At 70.6% G+C, this 24,400-nt stretch carries 20 protein-coding genes; 16 read left to right on the top strand and 4 right to left on the bottom strand.

From position 1 onward, the window contains the following. From ACFWSK_RS20880 to ACFWSK_RS20895, 4 genes are all read right to left on the bottom strand, one after another. The coding region (locus ACFWSK_RS20880; protein WP_383788231.1) for a transglutaminaseTgpA domain-containing protein at positions 1 to 2,397 on the bottom strand (2,397 nt) is incomplete at its 3' end. After that, positions 2,394 to 3,767 carry a DUF58 domain-containing protein gene (locus tag ACFWSK_RS20885; protein ID WP_383788234.1) on the bottom strand — a complete coding sequence of 458 codons (1,374 nt, stop codon included), beginning with the start codon at positions 3,765 to 3,767 and terminating at the stop codon, positions 2,394 to 2,396. The genes ACFWSK_RS20885 and ACFWSK_RS20880, both read right to left, overlap by 4 nt. Next, positions 3,767 to 4,819: an AAA family ATPase gene (locus ACFWSK_RS20890; protein ID WP_383788237.1), complete on the bottom strand. Its 1,053-nt coding sequence runs from the start codon at positions 4,817 to 4,819 to the stop codon at positions 3,767 to 3,769. The genes ACFWSK_RS20885 and ACFWSK_RS20890 overlap by 1 nt, the downstream gene beginning before the upstream one ends. Before the next feature lie 225 nt (positions 4,820 to 5,044). Continuing rightward, positions 5,045 to 5,608, bottom strand: a complete 564-nt coding sequence (locus ACFWSK_RS20895) for a beta-class carbonic anhydrase (RefSeq protein ID WP_383788240.1) — start codon at positions 5,606 to 5,608, stop codon at positions 5,045 to 5,047. 402 nt (positions 5,609 to 6,010) lie between these two features. On the opposite strand from ACFWSK_RS20895, the gene rsmH reads away from it, so the two are divergent. The 16 genes from rsmH to ACFWSK_RS20975 all read left to right on the top strand — a co-directional run bounded on the left by rsmH (position 6,011) and on the right by ACFWSK_RS20975 (position 24,168). Continuing rightward, on the top strand, positions 6,011 to 6,976 hold the full coding sequence (gene rsmH, locus ACFWSK_RS20900; protein WP_383788243.1) for a 16S rRNA (cytosine(1402)-N(4))-methyltransferase RsmH: 966 nt from the start codon (positions 6,011 to 6,013) through the stop codon (positions 6,974 to 6,976). A gap of 49 nt (positions 6,977 to 7,025) precedes the next feature. Next, complete coding sequence (locus ACFWSK_RS20905) at positions 7,026 to 7,697, top strand: septum formation initiator family protein (protein WP_383788246.1); 672 nt, start codon at positions 7,026 to 7,028, stop codon at positions 7,695 to 7,697. A 4-nt stretch (positions 7,698 to 7,701) separates the two neighbouring features. Beyond that, a complete protein-coding gene (locus tag ACFWSK_RS20910) occupies positions 7,702 to 9,678 on the top strand; it encodes a peptidoglycan D,D-transpeptidase FtsI family protein (RefSeq protein WP_383788249.1) in 1,977 nt (658 codons plus the stop codon). A 63-nt stretch (positions 9,679 to 9,741) separates the two neighbouring features. Beyond that, positions 9,742 to 11,481, top strand: coding sequence for a UDP-N-acetylmuramoyl-L-alanyl-D-glutamate--2,6-diaminopimelate ligase (locus tag ACFWSK_RS20915; RefSeq protein WP_383788252.1), 1,740 nt, complete (start codon positions 9,742 to 9,744; stop codon positions 11,479 to 11,481). A 4-nt stretch (positions 11,482 to 11,485) separates the two neighbouring features. Continuing rightward, positions 11,486 to 12,916 (top strand): UDP-N-acetylmuramoyl-tripeptide--D-alanyl-D-alanine ligase, encoded by a 1,431-nt coding sequence (murF, locus tag ACFWSK_RS20920; protein ID WP_383788255.1) that lies wholly within the window; start codon positions 11,486 to 11,488, stop codon positions 12,914 to 12,916. Next, positions 12,913 to 13,983 (top strand): phospho-N-acetylmuramoyl-pentapeptide-transferase, encoded by a 1,071-nt coding sequence (mraY, locus tag ACFWSK_RS20925; protein ID WP_328909681.1) that lies wholly within the window; start codon positions 12,913 to 12,915, stop codon positions 13,981 to 13,983. The genes murF and mraY overlap by 4 nt, the downstream gene beginning before the upstream one ends. Next, on the top strand, positions 13,965 to 15,407 hold the full coding sequence (gene murD / locus ACFWSK_RS20930) for a UDP-N-acetylmuramoyl-L-alanine--D-glutamate ligase (RefSeq protein WP_383788258.1): 1,443 nt from the start codon (positions 13,965 to 13,967) through the stop codon (positions 15,405 to 15,407). Before mraY ends, murD begins: the two co-directional genes overlap by 19 nt. Before the next feature lie 109 nt (positions 15,408 to 15,516). Beyond that, complete coding sequence (gene ftsW, locus ACFWSK_RS20935; protein ID WP_383788261.1) at positions 15,517 to 16,968, top strand: putative lipid II flippase FtsW; 1,452 nt, start codon at positions 15,517 to 15,519, stop codon at positions 16,966 to 16,968. Between the two features lie 6 nt (positions 16,969 to 16,974). Beyond that, complete coding sequence (gene murG / locus ACFWSK_RS20940; RefSeq protein ID WP_299531088.1) at positions 16,975 to 18,069, top strand: undecaprenyldiphospho-muramoylpentapeptide beta-N-acetylglucosaminyltransferase; 1,095 nt, start codon at positions 16,975 to 16,977, stop codon at positions 18,067 to 18,069. Positions 18,070 to 18,119: 50 nt separating this feature from the next. Further along, positions 18,120 to 18,914, top strand: a complete 795-nt coding sequence (locus ACFWSK_RS20945; RefSeq protein WP_383788264.1) for a cell division protein FtsQ/DivIB — start codon at positions 18,120 to 18,122, stop codon at positions 18,912 to 18,914. A gap of 276 nt (positions 18,915 to 19,190) precedes the next feature. Then, on the top strand, positions 19,191 to 20,405 hold the full coding sequence (gene ftsZ, locus ACFWSK_RS20950; protein ID WP_383788266.1) for a cell division protein FtsZ: 1,215 nt from the start codon (positions 19,191 to 19,193) through the stop codon (positions 20,403 to 20,405). After that, positions 20,402 to 21,145, top strand: coding sequence for a peptidoglycan editing factor PgeF (pgeF, locus tag ACFWSK_RS20955; RefSeq protein ID WP_383788270.1), 744 nt, complete (start codon positions 20,402 to 20,404; stop codon positions 21,143 to 21,145). Before ftsZ ends, pgeF begins: the two co-directional genes overlap by 4 nt. Positions 21,146 to 21,151: 6 nt before the next feature. Beyond that, entirely contained in the window at positions 21,152 to 21,871 is a 720-nt protein-coding gene (locus ACFWSK_RS20960; protein ID WP_383788273.1) for a YggS family pyridoxal phosphate-dependent enzyme, read from the top strand. A gap of 125 nt (positions 21,872 to 21,996) precedes the next feature. Continuing rightward, positions 21,997 to 22,620: a cell division protein SepF gene (locus ACFWSK_RS20965; protein WP_362842824.1), complete on the top strand. Its 624-nt coding sequence runs from the start codon at positions 21,997 to 21,999 to the stop codon at positions 22,618 to 22,620. Positions 22,621 to 22,691: 71 nt separating this feature from the next. Next, complete coding sequence (locus ACFWSK_RS20970) at positions 22,692 to 22,976, top strand: YggT family protein (RefSeq protein ID WP_084996064.1); 285 nt, start codon at positions 22,692 to 22,694, stop codon at positions 22,974 to 22,976. A gap of 49 nt (positions 22,977 to 23,025) precedes the next feature. Beyond that, complete coding sequence (locus ACFWSK_RS20975; RefSeq protein WP_383788276.1) at positions 23,026 to 24,168, top strand: DivIVA domain-containing protein; 1,143 nt, start codon at positions 23,026 to 23,028, stop codon at positions 24,166 to 24,168. The last annotated feature ends 232 nt before the right edge of the window (positions 24,169 to 24,400 follow it).

The raw sequence follows: 24,400 nt of genomic DNA on the forward strand, positions 1-24,400 counted from the left end.
GAATCGCCCGGCCCACCGGTCGCGTCCCGGTCGCTCCGCCCACCGGCGGGCGAGCGCCGCCCAGCGCTCCGAAGCCGCCCACACCACCCGGACGGCCGAGCGGGGCGCGATCACCGCACGGACCCGGGCCGGACGGCTGACGGAGGCCCGCAGAGCGGCCCGGACGGCCAGGACGTCCTCGGTGAGCCCCGTGGCCGCCCGTGGCTGCGGGGCGTACAGCACCTGCTCCACCGCGCCCGCCACCCGGTGCGCCGAGGCCGCCGCGGTGCCGTCGAGCTCGCCCAGCCGCACGATCCGCGCCGCGGCCCTGCGCGGCGTCTGGGACTCGTCCGGCGGGATGCCGTGATCCCAGGCCGTGTCCGTGAGCTCACGCCAGGCCGCCATCGTTCTGGCCATGGCGTCCGCAGGCGTACGGCCCCCGGAGGAGGCCAGCCTGCGCCCGCGTGCCCGGGTCCGCCAGAGCAGCGGGATCAGAGGCAGCACCAGTACCAGCAGGGCACCGACACTCAGCAGCACCACGGTGCGCACCGGTGTCCCCGGATCGGTGGGACCCACCGCACCCGGCACCGCCGAGGGACCGCACTCACCCTGTCGGCGCATCTGCTCCGGACAGTTCTGCGAGGCGGACGGGGCGGCCGACGGCGCCTGCGAAGCACCCTCCGACGGCTGCGCGGGGTCGTTCGTACCGCCTGTGGGGGCGTCCGGCAGCGTGTACGAGGGGGTGGAGCCCCGGGTCGGAGTCGGCTCGAACCGGGTCCACCCCGTGCCCTCGAAGTACAGCTCGGGCCACGCATGGGCGTCGCGCAGGCCGACGGACACCGAGCCGTTCGCCTGGAACGTCCCGGGTGTGAAGCCCACCGCGACCCGGGCCGGGATGCCCAGGGTCCGTGCCATCGCCGCCATCGTGAACGAGAAGTGGACGCAGAAGCCCTGCTTGTCCCGCAGGAACCGGCCGATCGCCGCTGTTCCCGTCCCGGAACTCACCGTCGTGTCGTAGGTGAAGCCGCCCTCCGATGCGAACCAGTCCTGCAGGGCGACAGCCCTCTCGTACGCGTTGGCGGAGCCCTTCGTCACCTCGGCCGCGGTCCTGCGGACCACGTCCGGCAGTGAATCGGGCACCTCGGTGTACTCCCGTGCCAGGTCCGGCGGCGGCGGGCCCGCCGCGGCGAGCTGGTCCGCGGTCGGCCGCACCACCAGGCTGCTGACCTCGTACGTCGCATTGCCCGTCGTCTGCCCGTCGTCCCCGACGAGAGTGCGGCCCTCGGGCTCGTACCGCCAGCGTCCGCCGATCTTCACCTCGGTCGCGGGGTAGGGGAGCGGCAGATACGTCTGCTGGTAGGAGGGCGACGAGGAGAGGTTCGTCCTGATCTCCGTGACGGCGACACCGGATCCCAGACCCACGGGCCGCGGGAGCCGTCCCGGCACATCCGTCAGCCGGCGGGTCGACGGCCGCCACTCGCTCCCGTTGAACTGGTCCAGGGCCAGGATGCGCAGATAGAAGTCTTCCGGGGCCCCGGAGTTGGTGCGATACGACATCACCTCCCGGTCCTCCGGCTGGTTCAGGTTGTTCTGGAGCGAGACGAGGGGATTGACCGCGGAGATCGTGCCCCCGCCGCCGCCCTTCCCCGTCCCCGCGCCCGAGCCCGCCAGGAGCCCGCCGTCGAGAGCGGGCAGCGCCGCCGGGACGACGAGGGCGATTCCGAGCGTCAGTACCCCGATGCGCCGTCCGGTGCGGACCGAGGCGAGCGCCCGCCCGCCCGAATCCGCGATACCGGCGGTCAGACCGCCCGACGACCTGGTCGCGCCGCCGAAGACCCGCCCCCACTGGGAGAGCCGGTTGCGGCCCTCGGCCAGCAGCAACAGCAGATAGCCGGAGGCGGCGAGCAGGAACCAGAGCCAGCCCGCGCCTCCTTCGGACAGCCCGGCGGCGACCGAGTAGAGCGCGAGCAGAGGCAGCCCGGCCGGGGCCGCACTGCGGAAGGTCACCGCGAGCGCGTCCACCGCGAGACCGATCAGCAGCACACCGCCGACCAGCAGCAGCCGGATGCCGTCCGTCGCGGGAGCCGGGATCGCGTACTTGCCGACGTCGGCGGTGCCCGCCGAGAACAGCTCCCCGAGCCACTCGACGGCCTGGGGACCGGGCAGCACACCGAAGAGTGCCTGGTCCCTGGCGAACGCCACGGTCAGCAGCACCACGGTGACCAGAGCCTGTGCGGCGACCGTCAGCGTCCTCGCCGACGGCACCCGGCGGGCCAGTGCGCCCACCCCGCTCTGGATCGCCAGCAGAAGCGCGGCCTGCAGAATCCAGCCGGCCGGTTCGACCAGCGGCAACAGGGCGGCCGACGCCATCAGCGTCGCCGCGAACGCGCACAGCGCGAGCCGTCCTCGACCGCTCATGACCATCCCCCAGAGAAACCCGTATGTCCGCCGGTCGCGGTGGACTGCGTGTCGCCGTGCTGCTGCCCCGCCTGCTGCCACAGCCGGGTGAGCCGTGTCCCGGGCGGGACGGCCACGGCCGTCCAGCCCGCCTCGCGCAGCAGCCGCAGGCGCCCCTCGACCGGGGCGGGCGGCGTTCCGTCCCCGCCCCGTACCCAGCCCTCGCTGTCCACTACGAACGCCACGGCGGCGCCGCTGCGCTGCCGCATGCGGCTCGCCACCGCCACCTGCTCCTCGTCGAGGTCGCCGAAGAAGGCGATCAGGAGCCCTTCGTTGCCGCCGCGCAGTACGTCGTAGGCGCGCGACAGACCGCCGCCGTCCGAATGGTCGACGACCGCGAGCGTGTCCATCATCAGTCCCGCGGAATCCGCGGACTCCTGGGTCGATCCGGCGAAGCCGTCGGAACCCTCGCCCGGCACCGAACTGCCGTCGTCCGTGAGCAGTCGTACGGCGAAGCCCCGCTCCAGCATGTGCACCAGCGCCGAAGCCGCTCCCGAGACGGCCCACTCGAAGGCCGAATCCGGGCCGGCCCCCTGGTAGGCGATGCGCCGGGTGTCCAGCAGCACCGTGCACCTGGCCCGCTGCGGCTGCTCCTCCCGGCGCACCATCAGTTCGCCGTAGCGCGCGGTGGAGCGCCAGTGCACGCGGCGGAGGTCGTCACCGTGCCGGTAGCCGCGCGGAATGACATCGTCCTCCCCGGCCAGGGCCAGCGACCGCTGCCGCCCGTCGCCGTACCCAGAAGCCTCGCCGGCCAGTCGCAGGGTCGGCAGCGACTCGGTGCGGGGGATGACGGTGAGGGTGTCGTACGCGCTGAACGAACGGGTCAGCTCGCACATCCCGAACGGATCACTGAGCCGCAGTTGCAAGGGCCCCAGCGGGTAGCGTCCGCGCAGATCCGACCGGACCCGGTAGGACACCTCGCGCCTGCCTCCCGCCTCCACCCGGTCCAGCACGAACCGGGGCCGCGGACCGAGCACGTACGGCACGCGGTCCTGGAGCATGAGGAGACCGGTGGGCAGCCGGGAGATGTTGTCCATCCGCAGATGCACCCGAGCCTCCGACCCCGCGGGCACCCGCGACGGCGACAGCCAGCGGCTGCCGGTGACGCGGTAGCGGGTGCGGTAGAGCACGGTCACGCAGATCAGCGGCAGCACGGCGAGCAGCAGGCCGACCCGTAGCAGATCGCCCTGGCCCAGCACGTAGGCGCAGACCGCGGCGGCGACCCCGGCGGCGAGGAAGGACCGGCCGCGTGTGGTCAGCCCGCTGAGGGCGGCCCGGAGGCCGCCCTTGTCACCGTCGTTGTCCACGGCGCCGGGCCCCCCGGCCGCCATCACAGCCGCCGAGTGCCGGGCGGCTGCTGGCCGTACACCGGGCGGCCGGGCTGGTGCGGCGGTACGGCCGGTGCCGGCCCGCCGCCGGCCGAGGTGGGTACGGGTGTGCGCTGCAGGATCTCCAGGACCACCTGCTCGGCGGTCCTGCGGTTCAGCTGGGCCTGAGCGGTGGGCAGCAGCCGGTGGGCGAGCACCGCCACAGCGAGGGCCTGCACATCGTCCGGCAGGGCGTACTCGCGCCCGCTGAGGGCGGCCGACGCCTTCGCCGCACGCAGCAGATGCAGGGTCGCGCGCGGTGACGCCCCGAGGCGGAGATCCGGATGGTTACGGGTGGCGCCCACGAGCTCCACCGCGTACCTCCGGACGGAATCGGCCACGTGGACCGTACGCACCGCGTCGATCAGCTTCACGATGTCGTGGGCGTGTGCCACCGGCTGGAGGTCGTCCAGCGGCGAGACCCCGCCGTGCACGTCGAGCATCTGCAGCTCGGCCTCGGGGCTCGGATAACCGATCGACACCCGGGCCATGAAGCGGTCGCGCTGGGCCTCGGGCAGCGGGTAGGTGCCCTCCATCTCGACCGGGTTCTGCGTGGCCACCACCATGAAGGGGTTGGGCAGTTCGTACGTCTGCCCGTCGATGGTGACCTGGCGTTCCTCCATCGACTCCAGCAGCGCCGACTGGGTCTTGGGCGACGCGCGGTTGATCTCGTCGCCGATCACGATCTGGGCGAAGATCGCGCCCGGTTTGAACTCGAAGTCCCGCCGCTGCTGGTCGAAGATCGACACCCCGGTGATGTCCGATGGCAGCAGGTCGGGAGTGAACTGAATACGCCGCACCGAGCAGTCGATGGACCGCGCCAGAGCCTTGGCCAGCATCGTCTTGCCGACTCCGGGGACGTCCTCGATGAGGAGGTGTCCTTCCGCGAGCAACACGGTCAGCGAAAGCCGTACGACCTCGGGCTTGCCCTCGATCACACTCTCCACCGACCTGCGCACCTGCTCCACTGTGGTGGTCAGATCTGTGAGGCTCGCTCGATCGTCATAGGTCGTCACCCGGCCCTCCTCGGCACCTTTGTGCAGGGCCGACGCGCATCGCTGCCCGGCCCACCCCGACATACGGACACCCCGCGGAAGGCCCGTGGAGTGTCACATCCGCATTCTTGTTGCCGTTACCGCTTCGTGTCACTCGCCTGTGGATAAGTGGGTGCGATATGTCGGGTGTTGGTCCGAATTCGGAGCGCTCTCGCCGCTCACGGCGTACCGGGCGGGACCGGGAGGTCAGGACGCGGGCAGGATCTCGCGCAGCAGGCCGGTGGTCACGTCGAAGACGAAACCGCGGATGTCGTCCGTGTGCAGCAGGAACGGTGACGTGCGCACCCGCTGCATCGACTGACGTACGTCCTGGTCGGCGTCGGAGTACGCCTCGACCGCCCAGACCGGCCGCTGGCCGACCTCGTGCTCCAGCTCCTGCCGGAAGTCCTCGGTGAGCGATTCCAGGCCACAGTTGGTGTGGTGGATGAGGATCACGCTGCGGGTACCGAGTGCACGCTGGCTGATGGTCAGGGAGCGGATCACGTCGTCGGTGACCACACCGCCCGCGTTACGGATCGTGTGGCAGTCACCGAGCTCGAGACCGAGCGCGTCGTGCAGGTCGAGACGGGCGTCCATGCAGGCGACCACGGCTACGCGCAGGACGGGCCGGGCGTCCATGCCCGGGTCACGGAACTTGTCCGCGTAGCGGGCGTTCGCCTCGACCAGCCGGTCGGTGACCGTGCCGCCGGAACGGGCCTCGCCTGCGGCGGGTGCGGCGGATTCGGCAGGGGAGTGCGAGGAAGTCGACATGGATATGACGTTAGCGTTCGCGGCCGGCCACGGCGTGCTGTGGAAGGGGACAAAGAACGTCAACGAGGCTTGTTGTGAGGTAACCCACAAGCCTCACTCAGGTACACCCGGCCGAGTGAGCTCGCGCGCAGAAAGAGGCCGGTGCGACGCGCTGCCCGCTTCGTTGATCGGGAATCGATCGAATGGCAGGGTGGACTAAAGTGACGCGAAGTTACCGACACACCTCGCACATTCTTCATATTCCGTACGCCCCCGTGATGTGCGGCGTGCGTGCGGCCCGGCCCTCTCCCGCTCTCCGGTCGGTCGGCGCCACTTCCCCGGCGCCGGTGGACCTCCCCTTCCGAGCGGGCGGGGACCAGGCCGCACGCGCGAGCCGTGCATCAACCGAGCCTGAGAGGGCGCATGAGCCAGACCCGACACGTCCCGGTGATGCTCCAGCGATGCCTGGACCTGTTGGCCCCGGCTCTGGAGGACCCGGGCCCCCGGCCACCGGTCGTCGTCGACTGCACCCTCGGTCTCGGCGGGCACAGCGAGGCACTCCTCGCCGCCTTCCCGACGGTCCGGCTGATCGCACTCGACCGCGACAAGGAGGCGCTCCGGCTCTCCGGCGAGCGCCTCGCTCCATACGGCGACCGCGCCACCCTGGTGCACGCCGTCTACGACGAACTGCCCGAGGTCCTCGACCGTCTGGGCATCCCCAAGGTCCAGGGCGTGCTCTTCGACCTCGGTGTCTCCTCCATGCAGCTCGACGAGGCCGACCGGGGATTCGCGTACGCCCAGGACGCCCCCCTCGACATGCGCATGGACCAGACCACCGGGATCGGCGCAGCCGAGGTGCTCAACACCTACCCGCCGGGCGAGCTCGTACGGATCCTGCGGCAGTACGGCGAGGAGAAGCAGGCCAAGCGGATCGTCTCCGCCGTCGTGCGCGAGCGCGAGAAGGAGCCCTTCACCAACAGCGCCCGGCTCGTCGAGCTGATCCGTGACTCGCTGCCGCAGGCCGCCAAGCGAACCGGCGGGAACCCGGCCAAGCGCACCTTCCAGGCCCTGCGCATCGAGGTCAACGGCGAGCTCACCGTGCTCGAGCGGGCCATCCCGGCCGCTGTGGACTCCCTCGCCGTCGGCGGCCGTATCGCCGTTCTCTCGTACCACTCGCTCGAGGACCGGCTGGTCAAGCAGGTCTTCGCGGCCGGCGCCGCCAACACCGCGCCCCCCGGCCTGCCCGTCGTCCCCGAGCGTTACCAGCCACGGCTGAAGCTGCTGACCCGCGGTGCGGAGCTGCCCACGGAGGAGGAGGTCGCGGAGAACCGGCGCGCCGCCCCCGCCCGGCTGCGCGGCGCCCAGCGCATCCGCGAGGAGGAGCGATGAGGATCTCCGCTCCGGCCGGCCCGGCACCCGGGACGTCCGAGGCGATGCCGTGACCAAACCGGCCGAACAGTTGAGGGGGCGGGCCGCGCGGCTCGCCCGGCTGATGCCGTCGGGGCCCAGCAACGCGGCCCGTACCCCCTTCGTCCTGCTCGTCGTGCTGCTCCTGGGCGGTGGCCTGATCACGCTGCTCCTGCTGAACTCCGCCCTCAACGAAGGTTCGTTCAGGCTGAGTGAACTCAAGCGGGAGACCACGGAGCTCACCGACGAGCAGCAGGCCCTCCAGCGGGACGTCGACAGCTACTCCGAGCCGGACGCGCTGGAGCGGCGCGCCAGGGAACTGGGCATGGTGCCGGGCGGCAGTCCCGCTTTCCTGAGCCCGGACGGCAAGGTGCGGGGTGTGCCCGTGGAGTCCACCGCCGACCCGCTCCCCACGGCACCGCCGCAGCCGGTGGAGACCTCGCCCGACAGCGCGCCCACCCCTTCCGCCGATGGCTCCGACGCCATCGCGCCGGACCCCTCGGCCTCGCAGTCCGCCTCCGGGCCGCCTTCGCCCGGCGCCTCGCAGCCCGCGTCACAGGCCGCGTCCGCCCAGGACTCCCGTACCCCCGGCGCCCTGGGGCGGGCCTCCGCCGTAAGAGAGCCCGAGCCCGGAGCAGAGACCACGCCGACCGCGCGGCAGCGCGCTTCGGCGCCCCCGCCCACGACGAGCCCCGGCAGGTGACGCAGTGTCGTCCAAGGAACCGCCGCGCCGCCGCGTACCCGGCCCGGCACGCCCCCGTAACGCGACAGGAGGCTCCGGCCGCCCCCGGCCCGCGGCCCGCCGTCCACGCCCCTCGTCGGGGCGGCCGCGCAGCAGCACCCCGCGTTCCCTCCGCCTCGGCAGCCCCCGCCCACGTCTGCGGCTGGTCGGCCTCGGTCTGACGGTCATCATGCTGGCGTTCGTCGTCCGGCTCCTCCAGGTCCAGGCCGTCGATGCCAGCACGTACGCGGCCAAGGCCCAGCAGAACCGCTACCTGGAGTACACGGTCGCCGCCGAACGGGGGGAGATCACCGACCGCAACGGGATCGCCCTGGCCACCAGCGTCGACGCGCACAACATCACCGCCGACCCCAAGATGTTCACGCCCGAGGACAGCAAGGCCCCGGACGCGCCGCAGCAGGCCGCCGCGCTCCTCGCCCCGATCCTCGGCAAGGACGTCGAGGAGCTGACGAAGAAGCTTTCGGCGCCCAAGAGCCGCTACACGCTCCTGGCGAGCAGGCAGACCCCGCAGGTCTGGAAGCAGATCAAGGACCTCAAGGCCGCCTTCGCGGAGAAGGCACAGAAGGACAGGGCCAACGGCGGTCCGGGGGCGAACGTGCTCGCGGGTGTCCTCCAGGAGCCCACCACCAAACGGGTCTACCCCAACGGTGATCTGGCCGCCGGGATACTGGGATTCGTCAACGGCGAGGGCAAGGGCGGCGGCGGCCTCGAGTCGAAGCTGAACAAGGAACTGGCCGGGCAGGACGGAAAGGTCCGGTACGCCCAGTCCGGCGGCCGCCGCGTGCCCACGGCCGGAGCCAGAGAGGTCCCGGCCGTCCCCGGAGCCGACATCGAGCTCACGATCGACCGTGACATCCAGTGGGCGGCCCAGCGGGCCATCTCCGACCAGGTGAAGAAGTCCAAGGCGGACCGCGGCTATGTGATCGTCCAGAACACGCGGACCGGCGAGGTGCTGGCCATGGCCAACGCTCCGGGCTACGACCCGAACGACATCTCGCAGGCCGGCGCCGCGACCCTGGGCAACGCGGCGCTCCAGGACGTGTACGAGCCGGGTTCCACCAGCAAGGTCATGTCCATGGCCGCCGTGCTGGAGGAGAAGGCCGCCACGCCCGACACCCACGTCACGGTCCCCAACCGCCTGCACCGCGGGGACCGGCTGTTCAGGGACGACGTCGACCACCCCACCTGGTACCTCACGCTCAACGGCGTACTCGCCAAGTCGAGCAACATCGGCACCATCCTGGCGACGGGTCAGCTCGGCAGGACCCAGGCGGAGTCCAACAAGGTCCTCTACTCGTATCTGCGCAAATTCGGCATCGGTTCCGTCACCGGACTCGGCTACCCCGGCGAGTCACCCGGCCTCCTCGCGAAGCCGCAGGACTGGTCGACCTCGCAGCAGTACACGATCCCGTTCGGCCAGGGCCTCTCCCTGAACGCCATGCAGGCCGCATCGGTCTACTCGACGATCGCCAACGGAGGCGTCAGGACCGCCCCCACCCTCGTGCGCGGGACCAGGGACGCGGACGGCGGATACACCGCCGCGCCCGCCCCCGAACAGACCCGGGTGGTCAGCGAGAAGACCGCCAGGACGCTGTCGGTCATGCTCGAGTCCGTGGTCGACGACCACGAAGGCACCGGGACCAAGGCGGCGATCCCGGGCTACCGGGTCGCGGGCAAGACTGGTACGGCCAACCGCGTCGACCCGGAGCGCGGCGGCTACCGCGGCTACACCGCCTCCTTCGCGGGCTTCGCACCGTCCGACAATCCGCAGGTCACGGTCTACTGCGCGATCCAGAACCCCACCCAGGGCAGCTACTTCGGCGGCCAGACCTGCGGTCCGATCTACAAGAAGGTCATGGAGTTCGCGCTCAAGACGCTCCAGACCGCACCGTCCGGCAGTAAGCCCGCCCGGCTGCCGGTGTCCTTCCAGCCCGGCGAGTGACACAGCGGGCGCTGCGGGTCCTGGCCGGGCTCACGATCCGCAGTAGCCCCGAGGGAACCCTCAGTGACAACGATCACCCCTGATCCCGGGAACCGGAACGAGAAGTACCGCGACCCCGGCCCCTCACTTCGCGAGAGGCCGGGTGAGCCCGGTACGCTCACCGCCGTGCCCCACCCTGATCAGTCCCAGAACACCCAGAAGGACGCGCCTGTGAGCTACCCGGGAGCGCCTCGACCGGACCGGCTCCGGCCCACTTCCCTCGGCGAGCTGGCAGCCATGCTCGGTGTCGAACCACCCGGGCCGGGCGAGGTCACCGGCATCACCCATGACTCGCGGGCCGTGCGCCCGGGCGATGTCTACGCGGCCCTGCCCGGCGCCCGGTTCCACGGAGCCGACTTCGCCGCCCAGGCCGCGGGGCTCGGCGCGGTCGCGGTCCTCACCGACCCGGCAGGCACCGAGCGCGCCGCCACCACCGGGCTCCCGGTCCTCGTCACCGAGGACCCGCGGGGCCGTATGGGCGAAATCGCCGCGGAGATCTACGGGCGGCCCGGCGCGGACCTGCTCCAGATCGGGATCACCGGAACGTCCGGCAAGACCACCACGGCGTACCTCGTCGAGGGCGGACTGCGCGGCGCCGGCCGCAACACCGGGCTGATCGGCACCGTCGAGATGCGGATCGGTGGCGAGCGGATCAAGTCCGAGCGGACCACCCCCGAAGCCACCGACCTCCAGGCCCTCTTCGCCGTCATGCGCGAACGGGGCACCGAGGCGGTCGCCATGGAGGTCTCCAGCCACGCGCTGGTGCTCGGCCGGGTCGACGGCTGCGTCTTCGACGTCGCCGTCTTCAACAACCTCAGCCCGGAGCACATGGAGTTCCACTCCGGCATGGAGGACTACTTCCAGGCCAAGGCACAGCTCTTCACCCCGCTCCGCAGCAGGCAGGGAGTCGTCAACTTCGACGACGAGTACGGCCGCCGGCTGATCGCCGAGGCCACCGTCCCTGTCGTCACCTTCTCCGCGGAGGGCCACCCGGACGCCGACTGGCGTGCCGAGGACGTCGAGGTGGGCCCGCAGGACAGCACCTTCCGGGTCGTCGGCCCCAAGGGTGAGCGGATCAGCGCCAAGGCCCCGCTGCCCGGCCCGTTCAACGTCGCCAACAGCCTCGCCGCGATCGTCACCCTGGCCGTCGCGGGTGTCGACCCGCAGACCGCCGCCGACGGTGTCGCGGCCGTCCCGGGCGTCCCCGGCCGGCTGGAGCGCGTGGACGCCGGACAGCCGTACCTCGCCGTCGTCGACTACGCCCACAAGACGGACGCGGTCGAGTCCGTCCTGCGCTCCCTGCGCAAGGTCACCGAGGGCAGGGTCCACATCGTGCTCGGCTGCGGCGGCGACCGGGACACCACCAAACGCCTCCCGATGGGCGCCGCGGCGGCCCGCCTCGCCGACACCGCCGTACTGACCTCCGACAACCCCCGCTCCGAAGACCCCCTGGCCATCCTCGCCGCGATGCTCTCGGGCGCCGCCGAGGTCCCCGTCCACGAGCGCGGCGACGTCCTCGTCGACGCCGACCGGGCCGCGGCCATCGCCGCGGCCGTCGCGCGCGCCGAACCCGGCGACACCGTCCTCGTCGCGGGCAAGGGACACGAGCAGGGCCAGGACATCCACGGAGTGGTACGCCCCTTCGACGACCGCAAGGTCCTGCGCGCCGCCATCGCGCGCTCCATGGGCCGCGAGAGCACCGAGGGCGCCCCCGAGGGCACCGCGGACCGCGCCCACACCCACGAGAACAACAGTCAGGGATGACCAAGTGATCACCCTTTCCCTCACCGAGATCGCCGAAATCGTCGGCGGGCAGCCGCACGACATACCCGATCCGGCAGTCACCGTCGACGGGCCCGTCGTCATCGACTCCCGAGAGGTGAAGCACGGCAGCCTGTTCGTCGCCCTCCCGGGCGAGCGGACCGACGGCCACGACTTCGCGCAGCGCGCCGTCGAGGCGGGCGCGGCGGCAGTGCTGGCCGCCCGCCCCGTCGGTGTTCCGGCGATCGTCGTCGACGACGTCGAGGCGGCACTCGGCGCTCTCGCGCGCGCCGTCGTCCAGCGGCTCGGAGCCACGCTCGTCGCGCTCACCGGCTCGGCGGGCAAGACGTCCACCAAGGACCTGATCGCCCAGCTCCTGGAGCGCAAGGGCCCCACCGTCTGGACCCCGGGGTCCTTCAACAACGAGCTCGGCCTGCCGCTCACCGCGCTGCGCGCCACCGAGGAGACCCAGCACCTCGTCCTCGAAATGGGCGCCCGCGGCGTCGGCCACATCCGCTACCTGACCGGTCTCACGCCCCCGCGGATCGGCCTGGTCCTCAACGTGGGCACCGCGCACATCGGCGAGTTCGGCAGCCGCGAGGCGATCGCCGAGGCCAAGGGTGAGCTCGTGGAGGCCCTCCCCGCCGCGGCGGAGGGCGGCGTGGCCGTCCTCAACGCGGACGACCACCTCGTCCGGGCCATGTCCGCCCGTACAAAAGCCCGGGTCCTGCTCTTCGGAGAGGCCGCGGATGCGGACGTACGGGGTGAGAACGTCCGGCTCACCGAGGACGGGCGCCCCGCTTTCGAGCTCCACACACCCACCGGGTGCAGCGACGTGACCTTGCGCCTGTACGGTGAGCACCACGTGTCGAACGCGCTCGCCGCGGCCGCCGTCGCCCATGAGTTGGGCATGTCCGTGACTGAGATCGCCGTGGCGCTCTCCGAGGCGGGCACCCTCTCCCGCTGGCGCATGGAGGTCACCGAGCGTCCGGACGGTGTGACGGTCGTCAATGACGCCTACAACGCGAACCCCGAATCCATGAGAGCCGCACTCCGTGCGCTGGCTGCCATGGGCAAAGCCTCACGGGCCGGAGGGGGACGTACGTGGGCGGTGCTCGGTCAGATGGCCGAGCTCGGTGACGCGTCGCTCGCCGAGCACGACGCTGTCGGACGGCTCGCCGTCCGGCTCAACGTCAGCAAGCTCGTCGCAGTCGGAGGAAGAGAAGCCTCCTGGCTGCAACTGGGCGCATATAACGAGGGTTCGTGGGGTGAGGAGTCGGTGCACGTGTCCGACGCACAGGCGGCCGTCGACCTGTTGCGCAGTGAACTGCGCCCGGGAGACGTCGTGCTGGTGAAGGCGTCCCGGTCGGTCGGCCTGGAGAAGGTCGCCCTGGCACTGCTGGAGAACTCGACCGAGGGCGAGGTCGCCGTTCCATGAGGCAGATCCTCTTCGCGGGGGCCATCGGGCTCTTCCTGACCCTGGTCGGTACCCCGCTGCTGATCAAACTCCTGGCCCGCAAGGGCTACGGGCAGTTCATCCGGGACGATGGCCCGCGCAGCCACGGCAGCAAGCAGGGCACGCCCACCATGGGTGGTATCGCCTTCATCCTGGCGACGATCATCGCGTACGTCCTGGCCAAGGTGATCACCGGCGAGGAGATGCGTTTCTCCGGCGTGCTGGTCCTCTTCCTGATGGCGGGAATGGGTCTGGTCGGCTTCCTCGACGACTACATCAAGATCGTCAAGCAGCGTTCGCTCGGCCTGCGGGCCAAGGCGAAGATGGCCGGCCAGCTGATCGTCGGCATCGCCTTCGCGGTGCTCTCGCTCCAGTTCGCCGACGCCCGCGGCAACACCCCGGCCTCCACCCGGCTGTCGTTCGTCGAGGACTTCGGCTGGTCCATCGGCCCGGTGCTCTTCTGCGTCTGGGCGCTGTTCATGATTCTCGCCATGTCCAACGGCGTGAACCTGACCGACGGTCTGGACGGCCTGGCCACCGGCGCGTCGGTGATGGTCTTCGGCGCGTACACCTTCATCGGCCTGTGGCAGTTCCAGGAGTCCTGCGCCAACGCGGACACCCTGACCAACCCCAGTGCCTGTTTCGAAGTACGCGATCCACTCGACCTCGCGGTCGTCGCGTCCGCCCTGATGGGCGCCTGCTTCGGCTTCCTGTGGTGGAACACCTCGCCCGCCAAGATCTTCATGGGCGACACCGGTTCGCTCGCCCTCGGCGGCGCCCTCGCGGGACTCGCGATCTGCTCCCGTACGGAGTTCCTGCTCGCCCTCCTCGGCGGCCTCTTCGTGATGATCACCATGTCCGTGGTCATCCAGGTCGGCTCGTTCAAGATGACCGGCAAGCGCGTGTTCCGCATGGCCCCGCTCCAGCACCACTTCGAACTCAAGGGGTGGTCCGAAGTCCTTGTGGTGGTCCGCTTCTGGATCATCCAGGGCATGTGCGTGATCGTCGGCCTCGGCCTCTTCTACGCGGGATGGGCAGCCAAGAAGTGAGCAACGTGGACTGGCAGGGCAAGCACGTCACGGTCGCCGGGCTCGGCGTCAGCGGGATCCCCGCGGCGCGTGTCCTGCACGGACTCGGGGCACGCGTCACCGTCGTCAACGACGGCGACGACGAGCGCTCCCGCACCCAGGCCGCCGAGCTGGAGGCGCTCGGCATCACCGTGCGCCTCGGCGACGGGGCGACCCTGCCCGAGTCCACGGAGCTGATCGTCACGGCCCCGGGCTGGAAGCCCGACAAGCCGCTCTTCCTCGCAGCCGCCGAGGCGGACGTCCCCGTATGGGGCGACGTCGAACTGGCCTGGCGGCTGCGGGGCCTGGACGGCAGGGAACCCGCCCCGTGGCTCGCGGTCACCGGCACCAACGGAAAGACCACGACGGTCCGGATGCTCGCCTCGATCCTCGAAGCGGCCGGGCTGCGGACGGCCGCGGTCGGGAACATCGGCGTCTCCCTCCTGGACGCGGTCCTGGACGAGAAGCCGTACGACGTCCTGGCCGTCGAGCTCTCCAGCTACCAGCTGCACTGGGCGCCCTCGGTGCGCGCCCACTCCGGGGCCGTTCTCAACCTGGCGCCGGACCACATCGACTGGCACGGTTCCATGGAGGCGTACGTAGCCGACAAGGGCCGTATCTACGAGGGCAACAGCGTCGCCTGCGTGTACAACGTGGCCGACGGGGCGACCGAGGACCTGGTGCGCGAGGCCGACGTCGAAGAGGGCTGCCGGGCCATCGGCTTCACCCTGGCCACCCCCGGCCCCTCGCAGCTCGGTGTGGTCGACGGCATCCTCGTCGACCGGGCCTTCGTGGCGAACCGGCAGAAGCAGGCGCAGGAACTGGCCGAGGTCGGCGACGTCGACCCGCCGGCTCCGCACAACATCGCCAACGCCCTCGCGGCGGCGGCCCTGGCCCGCGCCTTCGGTGTGGAGCCCGCGGCGGTACGCGACGGGCTGCGGGCCTTCCGCCCCGACCCGCACCGCATCGAGCATGTCGCGGACGTCGCCTCGGTGACGTACATCGACGACTCCAAGGCCACCAACACCCACGCCGCGGAGGCATCCCTCGCGGCGTACGACCCGATCGTCTGGATCGCCGGCGGCCTCGCCAAGGGCGCCACCTTCGACGACCTGGTGAGCGGGGCCGCGAAGCGGCTGCGCGGCGTCGTGCTGATGGGCGCGGACCGGGAGCTGATCCGCGAAGCCCTGGCGCGACACGCGCCCGAGGTACCGGTGGTCGACCTGGCCCGGACCGACACTGGGGCGATGTCCGAGGCGGTCAGGGAAGCGGCGGGGCTCGCCCGGCCGGGTGACACCGTACTGCTGGCTCCGGCCTGTGCCTCGATGGACATGTTCGTCAACTACAACAAGCGGGGCGAGGCGTTCGCGGACGCGGTCCGCGCACTCGCGGCCGAGAGCGTCTGACGGGCCCGGTTTCCCGCGCCGTACTGTCCGGGGAACCGGGACACCGGGCCGGGCCCCGGCCCGGTCCCGGTGACAGCCCCGGGCACGAGCAGTGGAGGGGACAGCGACAATGCCGGCCGAAGAGAGCTCCGCGCGACGCCGGGACCGCTCACGCGGGACCGTACCGGCCCGCCGGGTGCTCCCCCCGGGCCTCCTGGCCCTTCCCGCTCCCGCAGGCCCCCCGCTCCCCGCGGGCCTCGCCCTGCGCGGGAAGCCGGCCGGCGGCTTCCGGCGGCCGGCGGTGCCCCGGGGCGGCAGGGCCTCCGGCAGTCCCCGTACGCCCCGCGCAGGCGGCGTCCGGCGGCTCTACGAGCAGGCACGCCGGGCCTGGGACCGCCCTCTGACCGCCTACTACCTGATCCTCGGCTCCAGCCTCCTGATCACCGTGCTCGGCCTGGTGATGGTCTACTCCGCCTCGATGATCAAGGCGCTGGACTACGACAAGCCCGCCACCTACTTCTTCCGCAAGCAGTTCCTCGCCGCCGCCATCGGGGCCGGACTGATGTTCATCGCCTCGAAGATGCCCGTGAAGCTCCACCGGGCACTCGCCTACCCCCTGCTGATGATCACCGTCTTCCTGATGGTGCTGGTCCAGGTGCCGGGCATAGGGATGGCGGTGGGCGGCAACCAGAACTGGCTCTACCTGGGCGGTCCGTTCCAGCTCCAGCCCAGTGAGTTCGGCAAGCTCGCCCTGATCCTCTGGGGCGCCGATCTGCTGGCCCGCAAACAGGACAAGCGGCTGCTCGCCCAGTGGAAGCACATGCTCGTGCCGCTTGTCCCGGTCGCGTTCATGCTGCTCGGGCTGATCATGCTCGGCGGTGACATGGGAACTGCGATGATTCTCACCGCGATCCTGTTCGGCCTGCTCTGGCTGGCCGGCGCGCCCACCAGGCTGTTCGTCGGGGTGCTCGCCGTCGCCGGGGCCATCGGTCTGCTGCTCATCAAGACCAGCCCGAACCGCATGGCGCGACTGGACTGCATGGGTGCAAGCGAGCCCGGTCCTGGCGGCTCGTGCTGGCAGGCCGTACACGGGATCTATGCTCTGGCGTCCGGCGGATGGTTCGGTTCCGGGCTGGGTGCGAGTGTGGAAAAATGGGGCCAACTGCCTGAACCACACACCGACTTCATCTTCGCCATCACAGGGGAGGAACTGGGGCTGGCGGGGACGCTGTCGGTACTCGCCCTCTTCGCGGCTCTAGGCTATGCGGGTATCCGCGTGGCCGGACGCACGGAGAACCCCTTCGTGAGGTACGCCGCGGGAGGCGTGACCACCTGGATCACGGCGCAGGCCGTGATCAACATCGGTGCGGTGCTCGGCCTGTTGCCGATCGCCGGTGTCCCGCTCCCGCTGTTCTCTTACGGGGGGTCGGCCCTGCTGCCGACGATGTTCGCTGTTGGGCTCATGATCGCCTTCGCGCGAGAGGACCCCGCGGCGAAAGCGGCCCTGGCCATGCGGAGGCCCGGGGTGAGATGGAAGACGATGAGACGGCGCGTCAAGAAGCGTCCGTCCGGAGAGCGGTGAATTTCGGTGCATGTCGTACTCGCCGGTGGGGGGACCGCCGGCCACATCGAGCCCGCGCTTGCCCTCGCGGATGCCCTGCGCAGGCAGGACCCGACCGTTGGCATCACTGCCCTCGGCACGGAACGTGGACTCGAGACCAGGCTCGTACCCGAGCGGGGGTACGAACTGGCGCTGATCCCGGCTGTGCCGCTGCCCCGTAAGCCCACCCCCGAACTGATCACTGTCCCGGGACGGCTGCGCGGCACGATCAAGGCGGCCGAGCAGATCCTGGAGCGCACCAAGGCGGACTGCGTCGTCGGCTTCGGCGGCTACGTGGCCCTGCCCGGCTACCTCGCCGCCAAGCGCGCCGGGGTCCCGATCGTCGTCCACGAGGCCAACGCCCGCCCCGGCCTGGCCAACAAGATCGGCTCGCGGTACGCGCACGGGGTCGCCGTCTCCACCCCGGACAGCAAGCTGCGCGGTGCCCGCTACATCGGCATCCCGCTGCGCCGCACCATCGCCACCCTGGACCGGGCCCGGGTCCGCCCGGAGGCGCGTGCCGCCTTCGGCCTCGACCCCAACCTGCCGACGCTCCTGGTCTCCGGCGGATCACAGGGCGCCCGTCACCTCAACGAGGTGGTCCAGCGGGTCGCGCCCCTGCTCCAGCGCTCCGGAATCCAGATCCTTCATGTGGTCGGCCCGAAGAACGAATTGCCGCGTATCGACAACATGCCCGGGATGCCGCCGTACATCCCGGTACCGTACGTGGACCGGATGGATCTCGCGTATGCCGCGGCCGACATGATGCTCTGCCGCGCCGGCGCGATGACCGTCGCCGAACTCTCCGCCGTCGGGCTCCCCGCCGCCTACGTCCCGTTGCCGATCGGCAACGGCGAACAGCGGCTCAACGCCCAGCCGGTGGTCAACGCGGGCGGCGGTCTCCTGGTGGACGATGCGGCGCTCACCCCCGAGTGGGTGCAGGGCAACGTCCTTCCGGTGCTTTCGGATCCGCACCGGCTGTACGAGATGTCCCGCGCCGCCGCGGAGTTCGGGCGGCGGGACGCCGACGACCTGCTCGTCGGCATGGTGTACGAGGCGATTGCCGCACGCCGCCAGGCGTGAGGCGGTGCAGGACCCGGGGCGTGCGCCCCGGGTCCGGCTAAGGAGCGAGCGTGGCCGGACCGACGACCGCCCAGCGCGGTGCAGGGCAGCGGGCGGACACCCCCGCCCGCCCGCCGCACACCGGCCCCGACGGGCGCAGGCTCAGCCGCCGTACGCTGCTGATCCTGATCGCGGTGGTCGTGGCCCTGCTCACCGCGGGCGGAATCTGGGTGCTCTACGGCTCTTCCTGGCTCCGGGCGGAGCAGGTGCGGATCTCCGGTGCCGAGGTGTTGACCGGGGCCGAGGTGGAGGACGTCGCCGCGGTGCCGATCGGGGCGCCGATGATGTCCATTGACACCGACGCGATCGAGGACAGGTTGCGCCAGAAGTTGCCTCGTATCGATTCGGTGGATGTCGTACGGTCATGGCCGCACGACATCGGACTTAAAGTGACCGAACGGAAACCGGTTCTGCTGGTGGAAAAGGGCGCAAAGTTCATCGAAGTGGACGCCGAAGGTGTTCGCTTCGCAACGGTGGACAAAGCGCCCCCGGGCGTACCTCTGCTGGAATTGACACCTGATCAGTCCGCCAGCCTGCGCCGCTTCGGCAGTGACCGGCTGGTGCGTGAAGCGGTCCGGGTCGCGAGTGAACTTCCGGGGAGTATCGCCAAGGAGACCCAGGTCGTACGGGCCGCCTCGTTCGACGCGGTCTCCTTGGAACTCACCCGGGGGCGCACGGTGAACTGGGGCAGCAGCGAAGAGGGCCCGATGAAGGCGAGGGTCCTCACCGCTCTCATGAAAGCCGCTCCCAAAGCGGGGCACTTCGACGTGAGTGCGCCCATCGCCCCGGCCGTATCGGACAGTTGACGCACGTTTGGCCTGGCCAGCACCCTGGTTGGTCAGCGCTACGGGTGATCACATAGGGTGAAAAGAAAAACGGGAGGTTCGGCGTGTTCGTTGAACGTGCGCCACTTGTCGACTTAGTGTCCTGTTCGGAAGAGTCCAAGAAGCAGACACACTGGTAACCCTAAACTTCAACGTTAGGGTTCGGGTCGGCGTTCGGACCGTCCCAATCGGCATCCGTCGTCGCGGCGGAATCACCGCAACGCGACGACACGTAACTCGAGGCGAGAGGCCTTCGACGTGGCAGCACCGCAGAACTACCTCGCAGTCATCAAGGTCATCGGTGTCGGCGGCGGTGGTGTCAATGCCATCAACCGAATGATCGAGGTCGGTCTCAAGGGCGTCGAGTTCATCGCGATCAACACTGATGCGCAAGCCCTGTTGATGAGCGACGCCGACGTCAAACTGGACGTCGGCCGTGAACTCACCCGTGGCCTCGGCGCCGGGGCAAACCCGGCCGTCGGTCGCAAGGCGGCAGAAGACCACCGTGAAGAGATCGAGGAGGTCCTCAAGGGGGCCGACATGGTCTTCGTCACCGCAGGAGAAGGCGGCGGCACCGGCACAGGCGGCGCACCCGTCGTCGCCAACATCGCGCGCTCGCTCGGCGCCCTGACGATCGGCGTGGTCACCCGCCCGTTCACGTTCGAGGGCCGGCGACGCGCGAACCAGGCGGAGGACGGCATCGCCGAACTCCGCGAAGAGGTCGACACCCTCATCGTCATTCCCAACGACCGACTGCTGTCCATCTCGGACCGCCAGGTCAGCGTGCTCGACGCGTTCAAGTCGGCCGACCAGGTGCTGCTCTCGGGTGTCCAGGGCATCACCGACCTCATCACCACCCCGGGTCTGATCAACCTCGACTTCGCCGACGTCAAGTCGGTCATGTCCGAGGCCGGATCGGCGCTCATGGGTATCGGATCGGCCCGCGGCGACGACCGCGCGGTGGCCGCCGCGGAGATGGCGATCTCGTCGCCGCTCCTGGAGGCGTCCATCGACGGCGCCCGCGGTGTACTGCTCTCCATCTCCGGCGGCAGCGACCTCGGTCTCTTCGAGATCAACGAGGCGGCGCAGCTGGTGAGCGAGGCGGCCCACCCGGAGGCGAACATCATCTTCGGCGCCGTCATCGACGACGCCCTGGGCGACGAGGTCAGGGTCACCGTGATCGCCGCCGGGTTCGACGGCGGACAGCCGCCGGCCCGTCGGGAGAACGTCCTGAGCGCCGGCTCCACCAAGCGCGAGGAGCCGGCTCCGCCGGCCAGGTCCGCCGAGCCCGCCCGTCAGTCGGGCGGACTGGGCTCCGTGCCCTCGCGCGAGGAGGCTCCGGCCCAGGCCGAGCCCGTAGCGGTGGCGAACGAGAACCCGCTTCCGCCGGTCTCTCCGCCGCACGTCCCGACGGCCCGTCCCTACCAGGACACCCAGGCCGAAGAGCTGGATGTCCCGGACTTCTTGAAGTGATAGGTCCGCACGACGCAGTGCCCGCAGCGGAAAGCGGCGCCCACTTCGCCTTCACCGACAGGTGGGGCGGGGTGAGCGCCGCTCCGTACGAGGAGCTCAATCTCGGTGGCGCGGTCGGGGACGATCCCGCCGCCGTGCGCGCCAACCGCGAGAGCGCGGCCCGTTCCCTGGGTCTCGACCCGGCGCGGGTCGTCTGGATGAACCAGGTGCACGGGCGGGACGTGGCCGTGGTCGACGGACCCTGGGGCGACGCCCCGGAGATCCCGGCCGTGGACGCGGTGGTGACCGCCAGGCGCGGACTCGCCCTCGCGGTCCTCACCGCCGACTGCACGCCGGTGCTGCTCGCGGACCCGGTCGCGGGAGTCGTGGCCGCGGCGCACGCGGGCCGGCCCGGTCTGGTCGCCGGAGTCGTACCGGCCGCCGTAGAGGCCATGATCGCTCTCGGCGCCGAACCCTCCCGGATCAGCGCGCACACCGGGCCGGCCGTCTGCGGACGGTGTTACGAGGTTCCGGCGCCGATGCGGGCCGAGGTCGCCGAGGCCGTCCCGGCCTCGTGGTCCGAGACGAGCTGGGGAACACCGGCCGTGGACGTCACCGCCGGAGTCCACGCCCAGCTCGACGGTCTCGGAGTGGGTGACCGGCACCGCTCCCCGTTCTGCACCCTGGAATCGGGCGACTACTTCTCGTACCGCCGCGACCGCACCACCGGGCGGCTCGCCGGATATGTCTGGTTGGACTGATAGGGCATGACGGACCGTAGGACGCAACTCGCAGCAAACCTGGCACAGGTGGAGGAACGCATTGCTTCCGCCTGTGCCGCGGCCGGCCGCAAGCGGGAGGAGGTGACCCTCATCGTGGTCACCAAGACCTACCCCGCGAGCGATGTGCGGATCCTGCATGAGCTCGGTGTGCGGCATGTCGCCGAGAATCGTGACCAGGATGCGGCACCCAAAGCCACCGCTTGTTCGGATCTGTCGCTCACGTGGCACTTTGTCGGACAATTGCAGACGAACAAGGTTCGTTCTGTGGCGAGTTATGCCGATGTGGTGCAGTCGGTGGACCGGACCAGGCTGGTGTCGTCACTTTCGGCGGCGGCCGTGCGCGGTGAGCGCGAGCTCGGATGTCTCATCCAGGTCGCGCTCGACGCCGGGAGCGGTGAGCGCGGTGACCGGGGCGGTGTCGCTCCGGACGGGATCGAGGAGTTGGCCGCGGCGGTGGACGGGGCTCCCGGGCTCAGGCTCGACGGGCTGATGACCGTCGCTCCGCTCGCCGGTCCGTACGCGGGCCGGCAACGGGCGGCGTTCGATCGGCTGATGGAAATCTCATCCCGCCTGCGCGCGGACCATCCGGCTGCGAACATGGTCTCCGCGGGGATGAGTTCGGATCTCGAGGACGCGGTGACGGCCGGAGCGACACATGTACGCGTCGGTACGGCGGTACTCGGAGTCCGACCCGGCCTCGGGTAACGTCGCGAAGCAAGTCGGACCACAGCAGAAAATATGGTCATTTCCGCCCAAGGCGGTCAGGCCACAGTGGATCGCGGGCACTTGGTGACGAATGCCGATCCACCACAGAGCGGAGGACTCAGAGCATGGCCGGCGCGATGCGCAAGATGGCGGTCTACCTCGGCCTCGTGGAGGACGATGGGTACGACGGTCCGGGGTTCGACCCCGACGATGAATTCGAACCCGAGCCGGAGCCCGAGCGGGACCGGCGGCGGCATCAGCCCGTGCATCAGGTGGAGCGGGAACGCGACCGCGAACGGGACGAACCGGTACGAGTGGTGCAGCCGCCCGCGCAGCGGGAGCCGGTTCAGCTCCCCGCGGAAAGCGGACGACCCGCCCGAATCGCACCCGTGGCATCCATCACACCTGAACGCCCGAACATGGAGAAGAACGCGCCCGTGATCATGCCCAAGGTCGTGTCCGAGCGGGAGCCGTACCGCATCACCACGCTGCACCCCCGGACCTACAACGAGGCCCGTACCATCGGGGAACACTTCCGTGAGGGCACTCCGGTGATCATGAACCTCACGGAGATGGACGACACGGACGCGAAGCGACTTGTCGACTTTGCCGCGGGACTTGTCTTCGGTCTCCATGGCAGCATTGAACGAGTGACGCAGAAGGTGTTCCTGTTGTCGCCTGCTAACGTCGATGTCACGGCGGAGGACAAGGCCCGGATCGCAGAGGGCGGATTCTTCAACCAGAGCTGAGAACACGACACCGGGAACGACCCGGCCGAGAGGCCGGAGCTACGAGAGCCAGGGGAGAGGGAAGCGCGAGTATGGGCGTCGCACTGGATGTGGTCTATATCGCGCTGATGTGTTTCCTCATCGTGCTGATCTTCCGGCTGGTCATGGACTACGTCTTCCAGTTCGCACGTTCATGGCAGCCGGGCAAGGCGATGGTGGTCGTACTCGAGGCCACCTACACGGTCACCGATCCACCGCTCAAGCTTCTGCGGCGGTTCATCCCGCCGCTGCGTCTCGGGGGCGTGGCACTCGACCTGTCCTTCTTCGTTCTGATGATCATCGTCTACATCCTGATCAGCATCGTGATCAGGCTGTGAGCGATACGGTCTTGCCGACTGCCGACGACTACGTAGAGGTGAAGAAGAGATGCCGCTGACCCCCGAGGACGTGCGGAACAAGCAGTTCACGACCGTCCGCCTCCGAGAAGGCTATGACGAGGACGAGGTCGATGCCTTCCTCGACGAGGTCGAATCCGAGCTGACGCGCCTGCTCCGCGAGAACGAGGACCTGCGCGCCAAGCTGGCCGCTGCCACGCGTGCTGCCGCGCAGAACCAGCAGCAGCAGGGCATGCGCAAGCCGGAGCCGCAGGATCGTCCCGGCGCGCCCGTTCCCGCCGCCATATCCGGTCCGCCGGTGCAGCAGCAGCCCCCGCAGATGGGTCCGCCCCAGCTGTCCGGTGGCGCTCCGCAGCTGCCCGCCGGTCCCAGCGGCCATGGCCCCCAGGGTGGCCACGGCCCCGGTCCGCAGGGCCCGCACGGCCCCGGTCCGATGCAGGGTGGCCCGATGGGCGGCCCCATGGGTCACAACCCGCAGCAGCAGCAGATGCAGCAGATGCAGATGCAGCAGCAGCAGCAACAGCAGCAGCCGCAGATGCAGCAGCAGGGCCCCGGTGGCGACAGTGCCGCCCGTGTCCTCTCGCTCGCGCAGCAGACCGCCGACCAGGCGATCGCGGAGGCCCGTTCCGAGGCCAACAAGATCGTCGGCGAGGCGCGCAGCCGTGCCGAGGGTCTGGAGCGCGACGCGCGAGCCAAGGCGGACGCCCTGGAGCGGGACGCGCAGGAGAAGCACCGCGTGGCGATGGGCTCGCTGGAGTCGGCCCGCGCGACGCTTGAGCGCAAGGTCGAGGACCTGCGTGGCTTCGAGCGCGAGTACCGCACCCGGCTGAAGTCCTACCTGGAGAGCCAGCTGCGTCAGCTGGAGACCCAGGCCGACGACTCGCTGGCCCCGCCGCGGACCCCGGCGACCGCTTCCCTGCCGCCGTCGCCCTCCCTGGCTCCGGCCGGTGCGGGTGCGATGGGTCACGGCATGGGCGGCAACCACGGTGGCCACGGCAACCAGCAGATGGGCGGCAACCCGTCCATGGGCGGTGGGCCCTCGTACGGTGGCCAGCAGCAGATGTCGCCCGCGATGACGCAGCCGATGGCACCGGTTCGGCCGCAGGCGCCGCAGCCGATGCAGCAGGCGCCCTCGCCGATGCGCGGGTTCCTGATCGACGAGGACGACAACTGAGCGGTTCGCGCTCGCTGAGCGCGTAGCCGTCGGCAGGCTGAAGGGCCGGGCCCCGGGATTTCCTGGGGCCCGGCCCTTTGTCGTGCGCCGGGGTGCCTGCGGCGGGCTGTTCCCCTGCCCGCCCCTTCCGGTAACCGGGGCTCCGTCCCGGGCCCCGCGCCTCGAACGCCGGCGTGGCTGGAGGCGCCGGGCCGGGGTGCGCAGCCCAGAACGAAGGGCCCGGCCGGAGCGT

Source organism: Streptomyces sp. NPDC058620 (assembly GCF_042717135.1).
Taxonomy (GTDB): Bacteria; Actinomycetota; Actinomycetes; order Streptomycetales; family Streptomycetaceae; genus Streptomyces.